This window comes from Rathayibacter sp. SD072, from assembly GCF_017355185.1.
Taxonomy (GTDB): domain Bacteria; phylum Actinomycetota; class Actinomycetes; order Actinomycetales; family Microbacteriaceae; genus Rathayibacter.
On the sequence record NZ_JADILJ010000057.1, the window covers coordinates 1 to 19668 of the forward strand.

The following is a 19668-nucleotide window of genomic DNA, read 5'->3' on the forward strand; positions in this document are numbered from 1 at the left end:
CGGGGGCGGCGCACTGGGCGCCGCCCCCGGGATCAGGGGCTCGGTGGAGCCCCGTCGGTCACCAGCCCTCGAGGCCCAGCTGCTTGGCCTGCTTGGTCACGTCGTCGTCGTACTGCTTCGCACCCTCGGCGGCCGGGGTGATGCCCGAGCCCACCGCGACGGTGATCTGCTCGAGCGCCGGTCCCTTGATCGGCGACAGGAACTCGAGCGCCAGGCCCGTGTTGCCCGAGTCGAAGTAGGGCTGCATGTCCGAGATCATCGGCGGCACGTCGTCGGGGAGCGCGCAGCCCTCGATCACGTACGGGCCCTGGGGAGCGGTGGTCTCGCTCTGGATCTCGCAGCTCTCGGGAGTCGCCAGCCAGGCGGCGAATTCCTTGGCCGCGTCGAGCGTGGCGCCCTCGGTCGACTTCGGGATGTAGACGCCGAACGGCTGCCACACGGTCAGCGGCGAGTCGGTCTCGTCGCCGGGGATCGCGAACAGACCGACGTTGTCGGCGTCGTCGGGGTAGTTGAGCATCAGCGGCTGCGCGGCGAAGGTCAGGATCGGGTAGTGCGCACCCTCGCCCGTGGCGATCATGCGGACGCCGTCGTCGTAGGTCGCCGACGCGAAGTCCTCGTTGAACAGCCCTGCCTTGCTGAGCTGCTCGAGGTGCTCGAACCCGGCGAAGGCGGGCTCGTCGACGTACTTGGCCTCGTTCGCCGTGTACGACTCGGCCCACTCCGGGTCCTCGGCGAGCACGTTGGCGAAGTCGCCGAGCAGGAACAGCTGCGAGGTCCAGGTGTCGCCGTAGGTCTGGATGATGGGAGCGACGGTGCCGGCGGCCTTGACGGCCTCCGCGTTCGAGACGAACTCCTCCCACGAGGTCGGGACGCTGAGGCCCAGCTCGCTGTAGACGTCCTTGTTGTAGAGCATCGCGCCCGCCATCGACTGCCCGAGCGGCACGCCGTAGAGGCCGTCGTCGCCCGACAGCGCGCGGACGGCGTTCTCGTCGACCTTGCCCGCCCACTCCTCGCCGGAGAGGTCGACGAGGTTCTGGTCCGGGTTGATCGCCTTCAGCAGCGAGCCGGAGTTGTACCAGAACAGGTCGTTCATCTCGCCCGTGGAGAGGCGCGTCTTGACGACGTTGTCGCCCTCGCTGCCCTGCGGCCGGGTCTCGACGTCGATCGTGACGTCGGGGTTCTCCTCCTGGTACGCCGCCACGAGCGCGTTCATCGTCGTGACGGTCGCCTCCTGGTTGTCGATGAGGATCGAGAGCTGGGATCCGTCGGCGGAGTCGCCGCCGCCGGTGCTGCAGCCGGTGAGCGCGAGAGCGAGGGCCGCTCCTCCTGCGCCGAGGGCGAGCACTGCTCGCCGGTTCTGTCGGGTCGACATCCTTTACCTCCATGTAAAGACAACTTCTTCGTTGCGGGGGGTGCCCGGGGCGGTCGTCCGCTGCGGTCCGGAAGGCCGGTCGGCGGGCGATGCAGGGAGAACATACGTCGGCTCCGCGAAACGTGTCAATCGATCTACGAAAATTTGTGGACCGATCTACACGATCGCGACCGAAGCGTTACAGTGGCGTTCGCGGCGTCGCATCGAGGCCGCCCGGCGGGCGACCACCGGGAGCGGAGAAGGCGAGAGGATCGCGATGAGCTCGACCGACGGCGCGACCCGCGGACCGGCCACCATCCAGGACGTCGCCCTGCGCGCAGGGGTCTCGCGCGCCGCCGTCTCGAAGGTGATCCGCAACGCCTACGGCGTCAGCCCGGCGATGCGCGAGCGCGTCGCCGCCGCGATCGACGAGCTCGGCTACCGGCCCAGCGTCGCCGCCCGGGCCATGCGCGGCGCGAGCTTCACCATCGGCGTCGAGGTGCCGCACCTGGGCAATTCCTTCTTCAACCGCATCGTCACCGGAGCCGCCGCCGCGCTCGACGGCACGCGCTACCAGCTGATCGTCGCGCCCGCCCAGAGCGACTCGGGCGAGGGGTTCCGGGCGATCGAGGCCCTCGTCGACCGCCAGGTCGACGGGTTGATCGCCGTCTCGCCGATGGTCGAGCCGTCGTGGCTCGAGAAGCTCTCGGTCCGCACCCCGATCGTCATGCTCGGCCGGCACGACGCCTCCGTCGGCTACGACACCGTCACCAACGACGACGTCGCCGGCACGGACCAGGTGATGGACCACCTCCTCGCCCTCGGTCACCGCCGCATCTCGCACCTCACCGTGAGCGAGGAGATCGTGCGGCGCGTGACCGGCGCCCCGCACGCCGTCCGCCTCGCCCGGTACGAGCAGCGGATGCGCGAGGCGGGTCTCGAGACCGACGTGCTCTACCTCAGTCCCAGCCAGGACGACGCCTATGCGCGCACCCTCGAGGTGCTCCGCTCGCCCGAGCGCCCCACCGCGCTCTTCGCGGGCAACGACGCCCTCGCGCTCGACGCGCTCTGGGCGCGGGCCGATGCGGGCCTGGGCGCCGAGCACTTCTCGATCGTCGGCTACGACGACATCGAGGTCGCCGGGCACCCGGGCATCGCACTGACCACCGTCGACCAGTCCGGCGAGGAGCTCGGCGAGCGCGCCGTGCAGCTGCTCCTCGGACGGCTCGACGGCCGCACCGACCCGGTGCACTTCGAGGTGGACCCGGTGCTGCGCATCCGCTCCTCCTCCGCGCCGCTCGCCGGCGCCGATGCCTCCACGACCGTTTCCGCACTCCACTACGCAGAAGGACGATGATGACCGACTGGACCGCCCGCTTCCTGGCGCCCGACGACGAGCTCCCCGGCTCGCCCCTGCTCCGTCGCGAGACCCCGCTCGAGACCGGCCACGGAGCCGTGACCGAGGCGGTCCTGCGCCTGTCGGCGCTCGGGATCGTCGAGGCGTGGATCGACGGCACCCCCGTCTCGGACGAGCTCTTCACCCCGGGCTGGACCAGCTACGAGTGGCGCCTGCGCTACTCCGAGCACGACGTCACGGCCCTCGTGACCGGCGACTCCGTGACCCTCGCCCTCGCCCTCGGCGACGGCTGGTACCGCGGACGCCTCACCTGGGGCGAGGGCGCCGCGCCCTACGGCCCCGAGATCGCGGGCTCCGCCGAGCTGCGGATCCGCTTCGAGGACGGCGCCGAGCAGATCGTCACGACCGACGGCGGATGGAAGGCAGGCTCGGGAGCGACCACCGCCGACAGCCTCTACGACGGCCAGGACATCGACGCCCGCCTCGAGCCGCAGGGCTGGAAGCAGGCCGGCTTCGACGACTCCGGCTGGAGCGCCGTGCACGAGGTCGACGTCGACCCGGGACTGCTCGAGCCCTACACCGCCCCGCCGGTGCGGCGCCTGCGCGAGGTCGCCCCGCAGAGCATCTGGACCAGCCCGTCCGGGCGCACGCTCGTCGACTTCGGCGAGAACCTCGTCGGCTGGCTCCGCGTCGAGGTGCAGGGTCCGGAGGGATCCGTCATCACTCTGCGCCACGCGGAGGTCCTCGAGGACGACGAGCTCGGCGTCCGCCCGCTGCGCGCGGCGGAGGCCACCGACCGCTTCACGCTCTCGGGCGGCCGCGACGTGTTCGAGCCGACGCTGACCTTCCACGGCTTCCGCTACGCGGAGGTCGACGGCTGGTCCGGCGACATCGAGCCCAGTGCCCTGACCGCGGTCGTCGTGAGCAGCGACCTGCGCCGCATCGGCACCTTCCGCAGCTCCGAGCCGCTGCTCGACCAGCTGCACGACAACGTGTACCGCGGCATGGTCGGCAACTTCCTCGACGTGCCCACCGACTGCCCCCAGCGCGACGAGCGCCTCGGCTGGACCGGCGACATCGCGGCGTTCGCGCCGACCGCCGTCTACCTCGCCGACGCGGAGGACTTCCTCCGCGACTGGCTGCGCGACCTCGCACTCGAGCAGACCCACCACGACGGCGCCGTGCCGTTCGTGGTGCCGGACGTGCTGAAGTACCGCGAGGCCGAGACCAGCTTCCCGCCCATGGACTCGACGGCGCTCTGGAGCGACGCCGCGGCCTGGGTGCCGTGGGCGGTCTGGGAGGCCTACGGCGACCCGGTCGTGCTCGAGGAGTCGTTCCCCTCGATGGCCTCGCACGCCCGCCGAGTCCGCTCGAAGCTGTCCGAGTCGGGTGTCTGGGACACCGGCTTCCAGTTCGGCGACTGGCTCGACCCCGACGCCGCGCCCGACGCGCCCGCCGACGCGAAGGCCGACACCGGAGTCGTCGCCACGGCGTGCGCGTACCGCACGGCCCGCATCGTCGCCGACTCCGCCGCCGTGCTCGGCCGCAGGGAGGAGCAGGCCGAGTTCACCGAGCTGGCCGAGCGCCTGCGCGCCGGATTCCGCTCGCGGTACGTCGCCGACCGGCGCGTCTTCAGCGACTGCACGACCGTCTACTCCCTCGCGATCGTCTTCGGCCTGCTCGACGACGACGAGCTGGGCTGGGCGGGCGACCGCCTCGCCGAGCTCGTCGCCGAGAGCGGCTACACGATCTCGACCGGCTTCGCGGGCACCCCGTTCATCACCGACGCCCTGTCGTCGACCGGCCACATCGACGCCGCGTACCGACTGCTCCTGCAGCGCGAATGCCCGTCGTGGCTCTACCCCGTGACCATGGGCGCGACCACGATCTGGGAGCGCTGGGACTCGATGCTGCCCGACGGCACCATCAACCCCGGCGAGATGACGAGCTTCAACCACTACGCGCTCGGCGCCGTCGCCGACTGGCTGCACCGCGTCGTCGGCGGCCTCGCCCCGCTCGACCCCGGCTACTCCCGGATCCTCGTCGCCCCTCAGCCCGGCGACGAGCTGCAGTGGGCGGAGTCGACCCTCGAGACCCCGCACGGCCTCGCGCGGGTGCGCTGGGACCGCACCGCCGACGGGGTCTCGCTCGCCGTCACGGTCCCGGAGGGGGCGACCGCGGTCGTCCGCTCGGCCGGTGCCGAGGACCGCGAGCTGACCGCGGGGGAGCACGCGCTGACGCTGTAGGGCCGGTGCACCGGGGTCGATGTCGATCATCGGCCCCGGTGCGTCAGTCGTCCGCGACGTAGGTGCGGACGAGGGCGGCGAAGCGTCCCTCGGGCACGTCCGATCCCCGCAGCATCAGGCGGAGTCCCGGCGCTCCCACCAGTCGGTGCAGAGCGAGCGCCGCGTCGCGGCGGGCTCCGGATCCGGCGTCGTACCCGATCCGCCAGCCACCGAGGGAGTCGGGGTCGTGAGCCTCCCGGATGAGGAGGAGCGCGTAGAGGTCCACCAGGTCCTTCTGCGCGCGACGCGACTCGTATGCGAGCGCTTTGACGATCAGCGCTCGCTCGACTCCGGGTACTCGTGTGGCGAATGTCAGGGGGCCGTCCACGAGGAGGACGGCCGTCACGTCGAGTGCGAGCGTCTCGCTCAGCGCGAGATGCAGCCCCGGCGCGCCGTCGAACCCGCGCCCTCCGTACTCCGCCTTCTCGAATCCGCCGCCGGTGGCCGGAACCAGGACGTCGATCTCGCGATCGCCTTGGATGTAGTGGTTGCCCGAGGTCGAGGTGTATCCGCCGGCCGTCAGGAGCGCGTGGAGCGCGCCCGACGCGGCGACGACGGGCGACACGGCGGCGTCCGCGTCGACCGTCCGGCGCAGGATCGACGACCGGCTCGGGAATGCTCCGGACAGGAGGGCCACCATCTGACCGCCGACGATGCAGGCCTCCTCCAGGCCGGCGATCGCGAGCGAGGCGTCGCGGAGGGCGTGGAAGGCCGCGTCATCGGCGCGGGACCGGGAAGGGAGCACGACCGCTCTCACCGCGTCCACGTCGTCACCGCCGTGCTCAGGAGACGTTCGACGGCCTCGCCGGAGTCGGCGCCGCCGCTGGAGCGGAGGTCCCACGCTGCGAGCAGCGGATCTACCGTGCGGCCCTCGGGGTACCAGGCGATCGCAGTGGCCCGGAGGGTCCGATCCGCCGGGACCGTGACCCGCAGCGTCGCCTCGCGGGGGTCGCTGCGGCCGAACCCGGCTTCCTCGAGCGGAAGGCCCTGGTCCGAGTAGGCGACGGCGCGCCTCGGGATCCTCCACGGGGCGAGGAGGTCGGCAGCCGCGTCCCCGGAGAGCAGAGCCCGCCCGCCGGCGGTCGCCGCGAGTTCCCCCTGCTCGATGACAGGTCGAAGGGAGAACCAGAACTGGGAGAGACCGCCCGGGCCCGGATAGTCGTCGAGGAACCGCTCCACGAGCGACTCCGGGTCGTTCGCGACCCAGCCGCCCGGGACTCGGGCGGCCAGTGCCGGGTCGGCTGAGAGGAGCTTCGAGACGGTCATCTGCGAGACGCCGCACTCCCGCGCGAGGGCGGCCTGCGACCGGGGCTCGCGAGTGCGCACGAGTACCCGGTGGAGCGCGAAGCGAGCGTACGGCACCCGACGCCTCATCGGGTCCGCCGCCTCTTCCTGCCGATCGATGCTCCGATCCGCTCCTCGGAGGATGACGCCCCCGTCGTCGAGGCCGAACAGGGCGAAGCGGGGATCCTCCAGCGCGACTCCGCGGGCGGCGGCATTGAGCCGTGGCATCACGAAACCCGTGGTACTGCCCGCCCGTGCGGACGCGGCGCGAGCGCGCATCTCCGAGGGAGTGGGGGGGCGCGCGGTGAAGACGAGGTGGACGTCGACGTCGTCGCCGGAAGCGGAGGAGATCCGCAGGTCACGAGCGCCGACGATGTGCGCGGCGATCCCCGTGTCGAGAAGCAGCTCGGTGAGGGACGACGCCGAGTCGGAGGTGCTCATACCGCCATTCTAAAACCTTTTGGAGCAATACGTTCGTAGAGGTTTTGAAAAGGGCCCTGCGACCGGGAGTGCTGTGCCCGGAAAGCCGTGACGATTATCTGCAGACTGTGCAAGAATGCACTCCATGTCCGAGAGTGCAACTACCACCGCGCGAGCGCGCCAGGTCGCGGAGCGGCGCGAGCAGCTCGCCCGCCGCGCCCGCGAGCTCGCGGTCGAGCGCGGGATCCAGGGCTTCACGATCGACGGCCTCTGCGAGGACGTCGGACTCTCGCGCCGCACGTTCTTCAACCACTTCCCGTCCAAGGAGCAGGCCGTCCTCGGCCGCCCGGAGGAGGGGCTCGAAGGCGAGGCCGTCGCGCGCTTCCTCGCCGGGGGCGGCGCGCCCGGACGCGTGTCCGACGATCTGCCCGAGGCCCTCGCCGACCTGGCGATCGAGCACTTCGAGGCCATCGGACTCACGCCGGAGCGCGCGCACGAGCTCGTGGCCCTGCTCGAGCGCGAGCCGAAGCTGCTCGCCGCGCTGCTGAAGGTAGGTAGCGAGCGCGATCGCCTGCTCGAGCGCCTGTCGGCCGAGCGCGAGGGCCTGGAGCCGGGCGATCCGCGACTCCGACTCGCCGTGCAGCTGGTCGGCACCGTCGCGCGCCTGTCCGTGGAGGAGGCGCTCACCGCCGAGTCCCCGGCCCCGTTCCCCGAGATCCTCCGCGCCCGCCTCGCCGAGGCCCGCGCCCTGTTCGCTCCCGCCGCCCCCACCACTCCCGAAGAGGACCGATGACCACCGCCACCGCCAAGCCGCTCCTGCTGACGCAGCGCAGGATCTGGATCATCTTCTCGGCGCTCATCGCCGGAATGCTGCTCTCGAGCCTCGACCAGACCATCGTCTCGACCGCGATGCCCACCATCGTGGGGCAGCTCGGCGGAGTCGAGCACCAGGCCTGGATCACGACCGCCTACCTCCTCGCGACCACGATCGTCATGCCCATCTACGGCAAGTTCGGCGACGTGCTCGGCCGGCGCAACCTGTTCCTGATCGCCATCGCGCTCTTCACGATCGCCTCGATCGGCTGCGCGTTCGCGGGCGACTTCTGGAGCTTCGTGGTGTTCCGCGCCCTGCAGGGCCTCGGCGGCGGCGGGCTGATGATCCTCTCGCAGGCGATCATCGCCGACATCGTGCCGGCCAACGAGCGCGGCAAGTACCTCGGCCCGATCGGCGCGGTGTTCGGCCTCTCGGCCATCGCCGGACCGCTGCTCGGCGGCCTGTTCGTCGACCACCTCACCTGGCAGTGGGCGTTCTACATCAACATCCCGGTCGGCATCGCCGCCTTCGCCATCGCGTGGTTCGCGCTCACCCTGCCCAGCAGGAAGGCGCAGAAGAGGATCGACATCCCCGGCGTCGTCCTGCTCTCGGCCGCGACGACGTTCCTCATCTTCTTCAGCGACTTCGGCGGCGACGCGCAGCACGGCTGGGGCGCTCCCGAGACCTGGCTCTTCGGCGCCGGCCTCGTGCTCTCGGTCGCCGGCTTCGTCTGGGTGGAATCGCGCGCTGAGGATCCGATCATCCCGCTGAGCCTGTTCCGCAACCCGATCTTCCTCAACGCCACCGCGATCGGCCTGACCCTGGGGCTGGGCATGTTCGCGGCGATCGGATTCATCCCCACGTTCCTGCAGATGGCGTCCGGAACCTCCGCGGCCGCGTCGGGCCTGCTGATACTGCCGATGATGGCGGGCCTGATGGGCACGTCGATCCTGTCCGGCATCGCGATCACGAAGACGGGGAAGTACAAGGCGTACCCGATCGTCGGCACGATCCTCACCGCGATCGCGATGACGGCGATGACCACGCTCGCCGCGGACACCCCGATCTGGCTGATCTGCGTCTACCTCTTCGTCTTCGGCGCAGGGCTCGGCCTGATCATGCAGGTCGTGGTCCTGGTCGTGCAGAACGCCGTTCCCGCCGAGCAGATCGGCACCGCGACCAGCACCAACAACTACTTCCGCGAGGTCGGCGCCGCGCTCGGAGTCGCGATCTTCGGCACGATCTTCACCAACTCGCTCACCGAGAAGCTGACGACGGTCTTCGCCGGAGCGGGTGACGCTGCCGCGGGCGCCTCCGCGGCGACGCTGGATCCGCAGACGCTGAGCACCCTGCCCGACGACGTGCGCGACGGAGTCGTGTCGGCCTACGCCGACTCGCTCGCGCCGGTGTTCTGGTACCTCATCCCGTTCATCCTGCTGGCCCTCGTGCTCGCGATCCTCCTCAAGCAGATCCCGCTGTCGGACCAGGCCGGCATGGTCGCGCGCGGCGAGGCCGTGGGCGGCGAGGAGGCTGAGCGGATGTTCCGCGAGGAGAGCGCGGCGGGTCCGGCCGGGTCTGACTCGACCGCGACCGGCTCCGTGTCGACGCGCTAGCTCGGGACCGTCACCGGGAAGGGCGGACAGCCGGGTGAGGATGACGGCGACGACCTCCGCCACGCGTTCGCGCCGGCAAGTGCCGTCCGGAACCTCGCTGCGGATGCTGCTCCCCCTGGGACGATCCTGCCGCAGGAAGCGGAGGAGGCGTGCGCTCGGAGCGGGTGATCCCGGCCTTCCGTGCGGCCGACGCGACTACTCCGTGAGCGCGACGGATCCCAGAGACGGGTAGTCGGGGCCGCCGTAGTCCATCACGGTGAGGGTGGTGATCTCCGGCATGGTCCCCGCCCCGGGTATCGGGATCTCCTGGTCCGGCAGGTCGGGATCCACCGGGGCGATCTCGAACGAGTATCCGGCGGTGTCGACCCAGTCGCCCGAGCTGTCCTGCTCGAGCGCACCCTCCTTGAGGTGGAGCCTCGGATCAGTGGCGTCACCGGTCGAGAACCCGGAGAGGATCGCCCAGGTCGATCCGTCCGCTCGGCGCTCGATCAGGACCGATCCGGTCGTCTCGGACTGCTGGCTGAGGAAGTCGCCCTCGAGGGGGAGCTGCTGCTCAAACGCGCTGAGCGGGGAGGCGTCGGACGCGGACGACCCCGGCGTTCCGGCCGAGTCCACGGTCGTCGATCCGGCGGGTCTCGTCGACGGCGCGTTCCCGGGTAGCGCGCTGCTGGTGCACGCCGAGAGGAGGAGCACCGCCGCGGCCACCGCGCCGGAGCATGCGATCCCGGTCTTCGTCATCCTCATCGCTCGATCCTGGCAGACGCCCTTCCGGCGCGCACTGCATCTGCCGGAGGCTCAGGCGGCGATCCCGTCCTCCTCCGACGCGATCGCCGCCTCCTCCACGAGCTCCCGCACCGTCAGAGGCGCGACCGGTCCGGCGAGCTCCGCCTCGGCGGCGATCCGCGCCCGCTCGACCCCCGCGAGCAGCACGGCGAAGGCCTCCTCGAGGGCGTCGGTGTCGCGCAGCAGGAGCCGCTCACCGCCGGGATCCAGGCGGATCGTCCGGTAGACGGGCCGTGCCAGATCGGCTGCGAGCGTGATCACGCCGACGACGGCCCCCGCGCGGCGGGCGCGCGCGATCCAGCGGTTGGAGTGGGTGCGGAGCAGGATCATGGCCGGTGCCGTCCTCGGGGGAAGTGGTGCGGCGGAAGGGTGAGTGGATCCTCTCCGAGCTTCCTGCAGGAGTGCCCGCCGTGTCCTGTGGTTGACATCAGAGCGTCAGTCGACGACGCGCCCCCGCGCTCCCGCCGCGACGCGCAGCGCCCGCACGAACTCGGGCACCACCGGGTTGCCCGTCGCCGCGACGAGCACTCCGATCTCGCGCATCGCCCGCGGATCGTCGATCGGGATCTCGCGCACGCCGTCGTCGATCGACGACGGGCTCGGCGGCAGGATCGTCACTCCGAGACCGGCGGCGGCCAGCCCGCGCGCGGCCCGGTAGTCGCCCACCTCGAAGACCGGCTCCGGGTCGCGGCCGTCGTGGCGGAGCAGGCGCCTGGCCGACTCGTGCAGTCCGTAACCGGCCGACAGCATGATCAGGTCGAGCCCGTGCAGGTCCTCCACCGTCACCGAGCGGCGCGAGGCGAGCGGATGCCGGTGGTGCACGACCGCGAGCAGCGGCTCGGTGTAGAGGGTGGTCGTGGTGGTGCCGGGCAGGGTCGGCGGATCCGCGATGATCGCGAGCTCCGCCTCCTGATCGGCCACCGCCCGCAGGCACAGCGCCCGCGAGCCGTGGCGCAGGCCGAAGCCGACCCGGGGCCATCGGCGGCGGAACCGGCGGATCACGTCGGGCACGTAGCTCTCGCCGAGGAGCGTCTGGAACGCGATCGAGATGCGCCCGTTCTCGAGCTCGCCGGCCTGGCGCACCTCCGCGAGCCCCGTGCGGATGACCGCCATGCCGTCCTGCGCCGCCTCGGCCAGGCGGAGTCCCGCCTCCGTCAGCACGACGCCGCGGCCCTCGCGGCGCACGAGCGGCGCGCGCACCAGCTCGGCGAGCCGCGCGAGCGAGCGGCTCGCCGTGGGCTGCGGCACGCCGAGCTCCTCGGCTGCGGCGGTCACGCTGCCCGTCTGCGCGACCGCGACGAGCACGGGCAGCAGCTTCAGGATCGCGGGCCAGTCGGAGTCGTCACTCATTCGTTCAGCGTATAGATGTGCCGCGAGACGGCATTGGTCATCCGATCCCCGCGCTCCTAGCCTCGAGAGCATGAGCATCGTCGAGCGCGCCCCGGTCCAGGAGCGCTCCGACCTCCGCATGACCCTCGCGCTCCTGGCCGCCGGAGTCGCCACCTTCGCCGAGCTCTACGCGGTGCAGAGCGTCCTGCCGCAGCTCGCGCGGGAGTTCGCGCTCACTCCGGCCGACGCGGCCCTCACCGTCTCGGCCGCGACCCTCGGACTCGCGCTGATGGTGCTGCCGTGGGCCTCGATCGCCGAGCGGATCGGGCGCCTCGCGTCGATGCGGATCGCCGTGCTGTCCTCGGTGGTGCTCGCACTGCTCGCCTGCGCCGCCCCGTCGTTCGAGGTGCTGCTGGTGCTCCGCTTCCTCGGCGGTGCCGTCCTCGGAGCGGTGCCGGCCCTCGCGGTCGCCGCGATCCACGACCGGGTCGGCGGGGCGGTCGCCACCGCCGCCGCGGCCGCGTACGTCTCGGGGACCACGATCGGGGGAGCGGCGGGGCGGCTGATCGCCGGGCCCCTCGCTCCGCTCGTCGGCTGGCGCCCCGCGCTGCTCGTCGTGACCCTCGTCTGCGCCGTCGCGGCGATCGCCTTCGCTCTCCTCGCGCCGCGCGGACCCTCGCCGCGGGCCGTCGCTCCGGAGCCCGGGAGCGGCCGGGCGAAGACCGCGCGGGTCCTGCGCGACCCCGTGCTGCTCGCGGTCGCCGTGCAGACCGTGCTCGTGGTCGGGGTCTTCGTCGCCGTCTACAACTACCTCGCCTTCCGCCTCGAGGCGCCGCCGTTCGCTCTGCCGCCGGCCCTCGTCTCGCTCCTGTTCGCCACCTACCTGGCGGGCACCGTGTCCTCCCGCCTGGCCGGGCGGTGGGCGCCGCGGATCGGATCCAGGACGCTCATGCGCCTCGGCATCGCCGCGATGATCGTCGGTCTGCTCGTCATGCTCGTCGACGTCGTCGCCGTGGTGATCGCGGGGCTCGTCGTGCTCACCGCCGGGTTCTTCGCGGTCCACGCGACCGGAGCGGCGTGGACGGGCGCGCGAGCGGCTCCGGCCCTGCGCGGCCACGCCGGCGCCGTCTACACGATCGCGTTCTACGTCGGCTCGGGCGTGGGCGGCTGGCTGCTCGGCCTCGCCGTCGAGGCCGGCGGGTGGCCCCTGTTCACCGGAGTGACCATCGCGCTGCTCCTCGTCGGCGCGGCCGTCGCGAGCCTTCCGTCCCGCGCGGCCGTCGCCGGCTGATCCTCGCTCCCGCCCCGCGCATGGGCCAGGATGGGCGGAACGCACGAGCCCGGGGGGACCTGTGACCGACACACGCGAGACGAACGACACCGACCCGCGCTACCACGCGGCGTTCCAGCGGGGCTACGACGGCCCCGCTCCCGAGCGCGGAGCCCGGGCCGAGGCGCGGTTCCGCCGTCCGGGGCGCCGCGAGGACGCCGCCCCGGCCGCCTCCGGAACGAGCCGTGCGAGCACGCGCCGCGCCCCCCTCTCCGCGACGGAGCCGGTCCTCGACGCCGTCCGCTCTCCCGACCCCGTCCGCTCGCCCGACCCCGCGGATCCGCTCGAGCGCACGGCGGCACTGCCGACCGGTATCGACGACGCCGCCTCCCCGACCGGAGCCGATCCCGAGGAGCGCACGCGGTCCGCGCTCGACACGCGCGTTCCGCTCGCCCTCGCGGTGGCGGGGGTCGTGCTCGTGATCCTCGCGATCGCCGTGGTGTGGTCGAACGCGGGCTACGGATACGCAGGAGTGCTGACGGAGGCCGACCAGTTCCGCTCCTACCTCTTCCAGTTCCTGCCGGCGCCTCTGGCGACGGTGGGACTGTCGTCGATCGGTGCCGCCATCGCCGTCAAGGCGGCCCGGTCGTGACCGGGCGGACCTGGTGGGGCATGCTCGTCGCCTACGGCGTGGTCCTCTGGGCCGCGGCTCTGGCGTTCCCGGCGGCGATGAGCAGCCTTCCGGATTCCTGGAGCTACGACGGGGGCGAGCTGCCGGTCGAGGCGATCGTCTCGACCTTCTCGTACTCCTTCGCCCCGGCGGTCCTCACGGCCGCCCTGGCGGTCACCGTCACCACGATCGTGCTCCTGCTCGCGCGGACGGGCCGACCGGCGCCCGCCACTGCGCAGGACGGCGAGGACCCCTGGGAGCAGGACGCCGTCCTCCTCACCCGCTGACGCCCCGCCCCCTCGACCGAGGGAACCCCGACCCGTCGAGGGAACCCGCAGCAGCGGGACGTCTCGACGGTCCGGGGTTCCCTCGGCGGCAGGCCTTCTCGGCCGGGCCCTACTTCCCCAGCGCCGAGAAGCGGAACAGGTACGTCGCGTCGAGCGTGTCCTCCAGTCCCGTCACTCCGGCCGCGGCCACGACCGTCTCGCGGCCCTGCAGCAGTGGGATGATCGGAGCGTCCACCGCGGTCACCCGCTGCAGCTCCTGGATAGCCGCCGTGCGCGCGCCCAGGTCGGTGGCGGTCGCCTCCGTGTCGATCAGCGCGTCGACGGCGCCGCTCGCGTAGCCGTTCGCGACGGAGGAGCCGGTCGACGAGTAGGCGGCGCGGAGGAAGTTGTCGGGGTCCGGGTAGTCGGGGAAGAAGCCGAGCTGGTACGCGGGGTAGCCCGACTCCGGCACGAGCTCGGTGACGTAGCTGGTCCACTCCGTCGACTGCAGGTCGACGGAGAAGAGGCCGGACTCCTCGAGCTGCGCCTTCACGAGCGCGTACTCCTGGGCGGAGTCGGGTCCGTAGTGGTCGCTCGTGTACTGGATCGGCAGCGCGACCGGGGTCTGCACCTCCGCTGCGGCGAGCAGCGCGGCGGCGGCGTCCGGGTCGGGAGCGGCCCCGTACGCGTCGGCGAACGCCTCCGTCGCACCGGTCTGCCCGTCGAGCACGACCGAGTAGGCGGGCGCGTAGGTGCCGCGGTAGACCTGCTCGGCCAGCTCCTCGCGGTCGACGAGCGACGCGACGGCCTGGCGGATCGCGAGCTTCTGCTCCGGGGTGCCGCCGGGCTGCGTGGTCACGTTGAAGGTGAGGAAGCGCACCGAGCCGCCCGGGCCGTCGACGACCTGCAGGGCGGAGTCGTCGCGCAGGTCCTCCACGTCGGTCGCGGTGAGCGAGCGGTAGGCCACGTCGACCCCGCCGTTCTCCACGTCCAGGCGCAGGTTCGTCGACGAGGTGTAGGGCTTCAGCACGACCTGCGCGGTCACGGGAGCGTCACCCGAGTACGCCTCGTTCGCGGCGAGCAGCAGCAGTCCGCCGTCCTCGTAGCTCTCGACGGCGTAGGGCCCCGAGCCGATCACGTCGGCGTCCTCGAGCAGGGCGTCGGCGGGGTAGACCTCCTCGTCGACGATCGGCCCGGCCATGCTCGAGAGCACGTACGGCCAGGTCTGGTCGTCGGGCACGGCGAGGGTGAAGACGACGTCGTCGCCGTCCTGAGCGACCGACTCCATGTTCGCGAGCAGCGGCGAGGGCCCGTTGTCGGCCGCGATGTCGACCACCCGCTGGAACGAGAAGACCACGTCCGACGCGGTCAGCTCGTTCCCGTTAGAGAAGGTGAGGTCGGGCGCGATCGAGCAGCGATAGGTGGTCGGGTCGTCGAACCCGCACTCCTCGGCCGCCTCGGGCACGGGCGTGGTGTCGCCGTCCTCGTAGCTCAGCAGGTGCTGGTAGATCTGGTTCTGCGGAGTGAAGCTGCCGCGGTCCCAGGCGCCGGCCGGGTCGAGCGAGACGATCGAGTCGGTCGTGCCGATGACGAGCCGGTCGGAGGAGTCGCCGCCGCCGTTCGTCGCGCCGGTGCAGGCGGCGAGGAGGGCGGTCGTGCCGAGCACGGCGAGGACGCCGAGCGCGCGGGAGGAGTGCATGCTGCTGCTTTCGTCAGGGGTGGGAGGGGGCGCGGCCCAGGCGGAAGCGGCCGAGCGGCTCGCCTCCGTCGACCAGGTCGGCGAGCAGGTCGCCGAGGACCGGCCCGAACTTGAAGCCGTGGCCCGAGAAGCCGGTCGCGAGCGCCACGCGCCCGACCCGGTCGATCACGAAGTCCTCGGTCGGGGTGATGTCGTAGAGGCAGCTGATCGCGTCGGCGCTCGCCGCGTCGACTCCGGGCAGCCAGTCCCGCACGTAGGCGACGAGGCGCGCCAGCCGCTCGGGCTCGGCGCGGAAGTCGCGGCGGTCGGGATCGACGACCCGCCCGGTGCCGTGCTCGCCCACCTTCACGCCGACTCCCGGAGTGGCGAGGCCGTAGATCACGGGCAGGTCGCCGCGGTGGTGCACGAAGCTCGGCCACGAGTCCAGCGGCAGGTCCGTCGTGACGTGCACGGGCTGCTCCTGGGTCACGCGCAGCGGAGGCAGGCGCCGGCCCGCCGCCTCGACCAGTCCGCCCACGAGCGCCGGGGTCCACGACCCGCCGGCCACGACGACCGCGTCGGCCGTCAGCGGGCCCTCGTCGGTGACGACGCGCACGCCGCCCTCGCGCTCCTCGATGCTCTGCACGCCGGCGCTGTCGCGGACGATCGCGCCGTGCGACTCGGCCGACGCGAGCAGCGTTTCGATCGCGGCGGCCGCGTCGATCCGCCCGCCCTCGGGGTGCAGCAGCACGTCGGTCTCGAAGCGCAGTCCCGGCCAGCGGCGCGAGGCCTCGGCGGCGTCGAGGCGCTCGACGGGGATGCCGTCGCGTCCGAACGCGTCCTCGATCTCGCGCAGGGCCCCGGCGTCGCCGTGGTCGATCGCTCCGGTCGCGGTGAACAGGCGCCGTCCGCTCTCCTGCTCGAGCCTCGCCCACTCGCGGGCGGCGCGGCCGGTGAGCGCGCGGTAGTCGTCCTGCGGGTAGCCGCGGCGGAAGATGCGGGTCTCGCCGTGCGAGGACCCGCGGTCGTGCCCGCGCTCGAACCGCTCGAAGACGATCACGCGGTCGCCGCGCTCGGCGAGGGAGCGGGCGGCCGCCGCTCCCACGAGCCCGGCTCCGACGACGACGACGTCGCGCCCGGTCATCGCGGCACCTCGGCGTCGACCTCGCGCCGGGGCGGCATCGCGGCGAGCACCGCGGCCTCGTCGGCGAAGGGCTGCGGAGCGAAGCGGTCCGGCGCGTAGCGGCTCGCGTCGCCGAGCGTGCCGCGCCCGTCGAGCACGAGCTCGGCGACGATTCGGCCGAGACCCGGTCCGTGCGTCACTCCGGACTCGTTGTCGCCGGCCGCGACGAACAGCCCCGGCAGTTCGGGCACGGGACCGGCGAGGAAGCGCCGGTCGGCCGTGTACGAGACGACCCCCTGCGTCCATTCGGTCGCGCGTACCGCGTCGTCGGAGGAGGGGAGGAGGCGGGCGAGGATCGGCGCGAGGTGCGCGTCCATCCGCTCGACCAGGTCGGTGCGCCGCGGTCGGCGGTCGGCCGCCGCCTCGCCCAGCGGCTCGTAGCCGACGCCGTTGCCGTAGGTGAGGCCGCCCAGGTGCTCGCGCACCCAGAGCCCGTCGAGCTCGGGAAGCATCAGGGTCGGCAGCGGATCCAGGTCGAAGGGGGCGGTGGTCAGGCGGCTCGCCACGACCCGCGCGAGGGGGAGTCGGCGGCCGAGCGGGGCGAGCAGAGAGTTCGTCCAGGAGCCCGCGGCGAGGACCACCGCGTCGGCGTCGAGCACGCGGCCGTCGGCGGTGCGGACGCCCGTGGCGCGTCCGTCGGTCGCGACGACTCCGGTGACGGCGGTGTGCTCCACGACCTCGACCCCCGCGGCGCGTGCGGCGGCGACGAGCGCGAGCCCCGCATCCGGAGCGCTGATCTGGATGCCGCCGGGGTGGACGAATCCACCGGACACGGCGCGGGGATCGAGCCCCGGGATCAGCTCGGCGGCCTCGTCGGGCGAGAGCGCGCGGGCGCCCTCGGGGCGGAGCGGGTGCGCGGCGAGCGGTCCGAGGTGGTCGCGGACCCCGGCCTCGCTGACGGCGAGCCAGGCGCTGCCGGTCTCACGGAGGTGGATCGGGTGCTCCGCCGCGAGACCGCGGTAGAAGTCGATCCCGTACTGCTCGAGGTCGCGCTCGGACTCGTTCCAGTACCAGGCGTAGCCCGCGGCCCAGAGCCCGACGAAGCCCGCGCCGGCGGCGGTCGTGCCGCCGGCCGCGGCTCCGGAGTCGAGCAGCACGACCCGTGCACCCGCCCGCGCGAGGTGCAGCGCGGTGGCGGTCCCGAAGAGACCGGCTCCGACGACGACGACATCCCTACTCATGCTAGGTAGTGAAGCAGCCGGTCCGGCCGGGGTCGAATCGATGTGACGCCGGGTGTCCCGGGGTGCTCGGTGTCCCGGGGTGCTCGCAGGCGGCGTCACGGCGGCCGGGCTCGCGGCTACGCCGACCGCACCAGGAAGTCGACGAGCCGCCGCACCGCCGCCGGCACGCTCCCGCGCCGCCCGACGGTCGGCAGGATGATGGCGCCGAGGATCGCGTAGCCGATCTCGTCGACCGGGGTGTCCTCGGGCAGCTGGCCGGCGCGCACGGCGCTCGCGAAGCGCTCCGAGAGGGTGCGGTCCACGCCGAACGCGGTGATCAGCCGCTCGCCCACGGCCGCGTCCTCGGAGCCGGCGGCGACGAGCGAGCGGATGAGCGCGGTGCCCCGCTCGGTCTCGGCGAGCGCCAGGATCGGCGTCAGCCACTCCTCCAGATCGCGGCGCAGGTCGCCGGAGTCGGCGATCGCGATCTCGACGGCGACCAGGCGCCCCTCGATCATGCAGTCGGCGATGAGGGAGCCGCGCGAGGGCCACCAGCGGTACACGGTCTGCTTCGAGACGCCCGCCTCCTTGGCGACGCCCTCCATCGTGAGGTGGTCCCAGCCCTGCTGCGCGAACAGCCGCGCGGTCGCCTCGAGGACCGACTCGCGCGCCGCGGCGCTGCGGACCGGGCCGCTCCGATGCTCCGTCATGCTCCCAGGCTACTCCCACTGACTAGACGAGACGTCGCGTATGATCTAGCGCACCCCCTCTTCCCGCCCGTCTGGAGACCCCGTGGCCACCCTGCTCTTCCGTCTCGGCTCCTTCGCCGCCCGCCGCGCCTGGGCGGTGATCGTCGCGTGGGTCGTGATCCTCGGCGTCTCCGTCGGCGCGTTCCTCGCCGCCGGCGGCACGCTGACCAACAGCTTCGACATCCCGGGGACGGCCTCCGGCGCGGTCACCGACCAGCTCGCCGAGAAGCTGCCCGACACGGCCGGCGGCACCGGCACGGTCGTCTACCGCACCTCCGACGGCTCGGCCCTGACCGGCGAGCAGGAGTCGGCGATCTCGGCGCTCGCCGACTCGGCCGCCGGGCTCGACGGCGTCGCGGCCGTCGTCGATCCGTTCGAGGCCCGGCAGTCGCAGATCGACGGCGCCGCGCAGCTGGCCGACGGCCGCGCGCAGCTCGAGCAGGGCACCGCGCAGCTCGAGGCGGGCCAGGCGCAGCTCGACGCGGGACGCGCTCAGCTCGACGCCGCCGGGCAGCAGCTCGCCGCGGCCCGCGAGCAGGCCGTCGCGGCCGGCGCCCCGGCCCAGCAGCTCTCGGCGATCGACGCGCAGCAGGCGCAGCTCGACGCGCAGGCGGGCGTGCTGCAGGAGCAGCAGGCGACCCTCGACGCCTCCCGTCAGGAGCTCGAGGCCGGCGCCGAGCCGCTCGACCTCGGCGAGGACCTGCTCGGCTACGCCGACGGCATCGGCGTCGTGTCCGACGACGGCTCGACCGCCGTCGTGAACGTCTCGTTCACCGACCCGCGCCTCGAGCTGTCCGAGGAGGTCAAGCAGGGCGTCATCGACCACTTCGAGGACGCCCCCGTTCCCGGCGCCGACGTCACGTTCGCCACCGACCTCGCCCAGGGCGTCCCGCAGATCTTCGGAGTCGGCGAGGTCGTGGGCCTTGTCTTCGCCGCCGTCGTGCTGATCGTGATGCTCGGCTCGCTCGTCGCCGCGGCGCTGCCGATCGTCACCGCGCTCGTCGGAGTGGGAGTGGGCGTCACCGCCTCGCTCGCCTTCTCGGGCGTCATCGACATGGCCTCCGTCACCCCGGTCCTGGGCGTGATGCTGGGCCTCGCTGTCGGCATCGACTACTCCCTCTTCATCGTGAACCGGCACCGGAGGCAGGTGCTCGCGGGCGTCGAGGTCCGCGAGTCGATCGGCCTCGCGAACGGCACCTCCGGCACCGCCGTGGTCTTCGCGGGCTCGACCGTCGTCGTCGCGCTGCTGGCGCTCAACGTCACCGGCATCCCGTTCCTCGGCCTCATGGGCACGGTCGGAGCGGTCTGCGTCGCGGTCGCCGTGCTCATCGCGGTCACGCTCGCCCCGGCGATCCTCGGGCTCCTCGGCACCCGGCTGCTGCGCCGGAAAGCTCGCGCGGCGATCGGGAAGCAGAAGGCGCTGACGAGCAGCGGACCGTTCGCGCCGGCCCCGAAC

General features: G+C 72.8%; 18 protein-coding genes. 8 read left to right on the forward strand and 10 right to left on the reverse strand.

Annotated features, from left to right (window positions below):
• Window positions 1-58 precede the first annotated feature (58 nt).
• Complete coding sequence (locus tag IOC53_RS16670; protein ID WP_207407469.1) at window positions 59-1372, reverse strand: ABC transporter substrate-binding protein; 1314 nt, start codon at window positions 1370-1372, stop codon at window positions 59-61.
• A gap of 256 nt (window positions 1373-1628) precedes the next feature.
• Here IOC53_RS16670 and IOC53_RS16675 point away from each other — a divergent pair, with 256 nt between their 5' ends.
• Both IOC53_RS16675 and IOC53_RS16680 read left to right on the forward strand, forming a co-directional pair.
• Complete coding sequence (locus IOC53_RS16675; protein WP_207407470.1) at window positions 1629-2708, forward strand: LacI family DNA-binding transcriptional regulator; 1080 nt, start codon at window positions 1629-1631, stop codon at window positions 2706-2708.
• Window positions 2708-4954, forward strand: coding sequence for an alpha-L-rhamnosidase (locus IOC53_RS16680; RefSeq protein ID WP_207407471.1), 2247 nt, complete (start codon window positions 2708-2710; stop codon window positions 4952-4954). Before IOC53_RS16675 ends, IOC53_RS16680 begins: the two co-directional genes overlap by 1 nt.
• 43 nt (window positions 4955-4997) lie before the next feature.
• Here IOC53_RS16680 and IOC53_RS16685 read toward each other — a convergent pair whose 3' ends face one another.
• Together IOC53_RS16685 and IOC53_RS16690 are read right to left on the reverse strand one after the other, a co-directional pair.
• Window positions 4998-5759: a hypothetical protein gene (locus IOC53_RS16685; protein ID WP_207407472.1), complete on the reverse strand. Its 762-nt coding sequence runs from the start codon at window positions 5757-5759 to the stop codon at window positions 4998-5000.
• On the reverse strand, window positions 5747-6718 hold the full coding sequence (locus IOC53_RS16690) for a hypothetical protein (RefSeq protein WP_207407475.1): 972 nt from the start codon (window positions 6716-6718) through the stop codon (window positions 5747-5749). Before IOC53_RS16690 ends, IOC53_RS16685 begins: the two co-directional genes overlap by 13 nt.
• Window positions 6719-6842: 124 nt before the next feature.
• On the opposite strand from IOC53_RS16690, the gene IOC53_RS16695 reads away from it, so the two are divergent.
• On the forward strand, window positions 6843-7490 hold the full coding sequence (locus IOC53_RS16695) for a TetR/AcrR family transcriptional regulator (RefSeq protein ID WP_207407477.1): 648 nt from the start codon (window positions 6843-6845) through the stop codon (window positions 7488-7490).
• The gene (locus IOC53_RS16700; protein WP_207407479.1) at window positions 7487-9124 is read left to right on the forward strand and encodes an MDR family MFS transporter; all 1638 of its coding nucleotides are present in this window, start codon (window positions 7487-7489) and stop codon (window positions 9122-9124) included. Before IOC53_RS16695 ends, IOC53_RS16700 begins: the two co-directional genes overlap by 4 nt.
• Before the next feature lie 195 nt (window positions 9125-9319).
• On the opposite strand, the gene IOC53_RS16705 is transcribed toward IOC53_RS16700, so the two are convergent.
• The 3 genes from IOC53_RS16705 to IOC53_RS16715 all read right to left on the reverse strand — a co-directional run bounded on the left by IOC53_RS16705 (window position 9320) and on the right by IOC53_RS16715 (window position 11257).
• On the reverse strand, window positions 9320-9868 hold the full coding sequence (locus IOC53_RS16705; RefSeq protein ID WP_207407481.1) for a hypothetical protein: 549 nt from the start codon (window positions 9866-9868) through the stop codon (window positions 9320-9322).
• Window positions 9869-9919: 51 nt separating this feature from the next.
• The gene (locus IOC53_RS16710) at window positions 9920-10237 is read right to left on the reverse strand and encodes a hypothetical protein (protein WP_207407483.1); all 318 of its coding nucleotides are present in this window, start codon (window positions 10235-10237) and stop codon (window positions 9920-9922) included.
• Window positions 10238-10342: 105 nt separating this feature from the next.
• Window positions 10343-11257, reverse strand: coding sequence for a LysR family transcriptional regulator (locus IOC53_RS16715; protein WP_207407485.1), 915 nt, complete (start codon window positions 11255-11257; stop codon window positions 10343-10345).
• A 70-nt stretch (window positions 11258-11327) separates the two neighbouring features.
• On the opposite strand from IOC53_RS16715, the gene IOC53_RS16720 reads away from it, so the two are divergent.
• The 3 genes from IOC53_RS16720 (at window position 11328) to IOC53_RS16730 (ending at window position 13463) form a co-directional block, all read left to right on the forward strand.
• Entirely contained in the window at window positions 11328-12527 is a 1200-nt protein-coding gene (locus tag IOC53_RS16720; protein ID WP_207407486.1) for an MFS transporter, read from the forward strand.
• Between the two features lie 61 nt (window positions 12528-12588).
• Window positions 12589-13158: a hypothetical protein gene (locus IOC53_RS16725; RefSeq protein WP_207407488.1), complete on the forward strand. Its 570-nt coding sequence runs from the start codon at window positions 12589-12591 to the stop codon at window positions 13156-13158.
• Window positions 13155-13463, forward strand: coding sequence for a hypothetical protein (locus tag IOC53_RS16730; protein WP_207407490.1), 309 nt, complete (start codon window positions 13155-13157; stop codon window positions 13461-13463). Before IOC53_RS16725 ends, IOC53_RS16730 begins: the two co-directional genes overlap by 4 nt.
• A gap of 109 nt (window positions 13464-13572) precedes the next feature.
• On the opposite strand, the gene IOC53_RS16735 is transcribed toward IOC53_RS16730, so the two are convergent.
• From IOC53_RS16735 to IOC53_RS16750, 4 genes are all read right to left on the reverse strand, one after another.
• Window positions 13573-15141 (reverse strand): ABC transporter substrate-binding protein, encoded by a 1569-nt coding sequence (locus IOC53_RS16735; RefSeq protein ID WP_207407492.1) that lies wholly within the window; start codon window positions 15139-15141, stop codon window positions 13573-13575.
• Between the two features lie 13 nt (window positions 15142-15154).
• Entirely contained in the window at window positions 15155-16264 is a 1110-nt protein-coding gene (locus IOC53_RS16740; protein WP_207407494.1) for an FAD-dependent oxidoreductase, read from the reverse strand.
• Complete coding sequence (locus IOC53_RS16745; RefSeq protein ID WP_207407496.1) at window positions 16261-17484, reverse strand: FAD-binding oxidoreductase; 1224 nt, start codon at window positions 17482-17484, stop codon at window positions 16261-16263. Before IOC53_RS16745 ends, IOC53_RS16740 begins: the two co-directional genes overlap by 4 nt.
• A 116-nt stretch (window positions 17485-17600) precedes the next feature.
• Window positions 17601-18173, reverse strand: coding sequence for a TetR/AcrR family transcriptional regulator (locus IOC53_RS16750; protein WP_207407498.1), 573 nt, complete (start codon window positions 18171-18173; stop codon window positions 17601-17603).
• A gap of 82 nt (window positions 18174-18255) precedes the next feature.
• On the opposite strand from IOC53_RS16750, the gene IOC53_RS16755 reads away from it, so the two are divergent.
• Window positions 18256-19668 (forward strand): MMPL family transporter (locus tag IOC53_RS16755; protein ID WP_207407500.1); only part of this gene is annotated, 1413 nt, incomplete at its 3' end.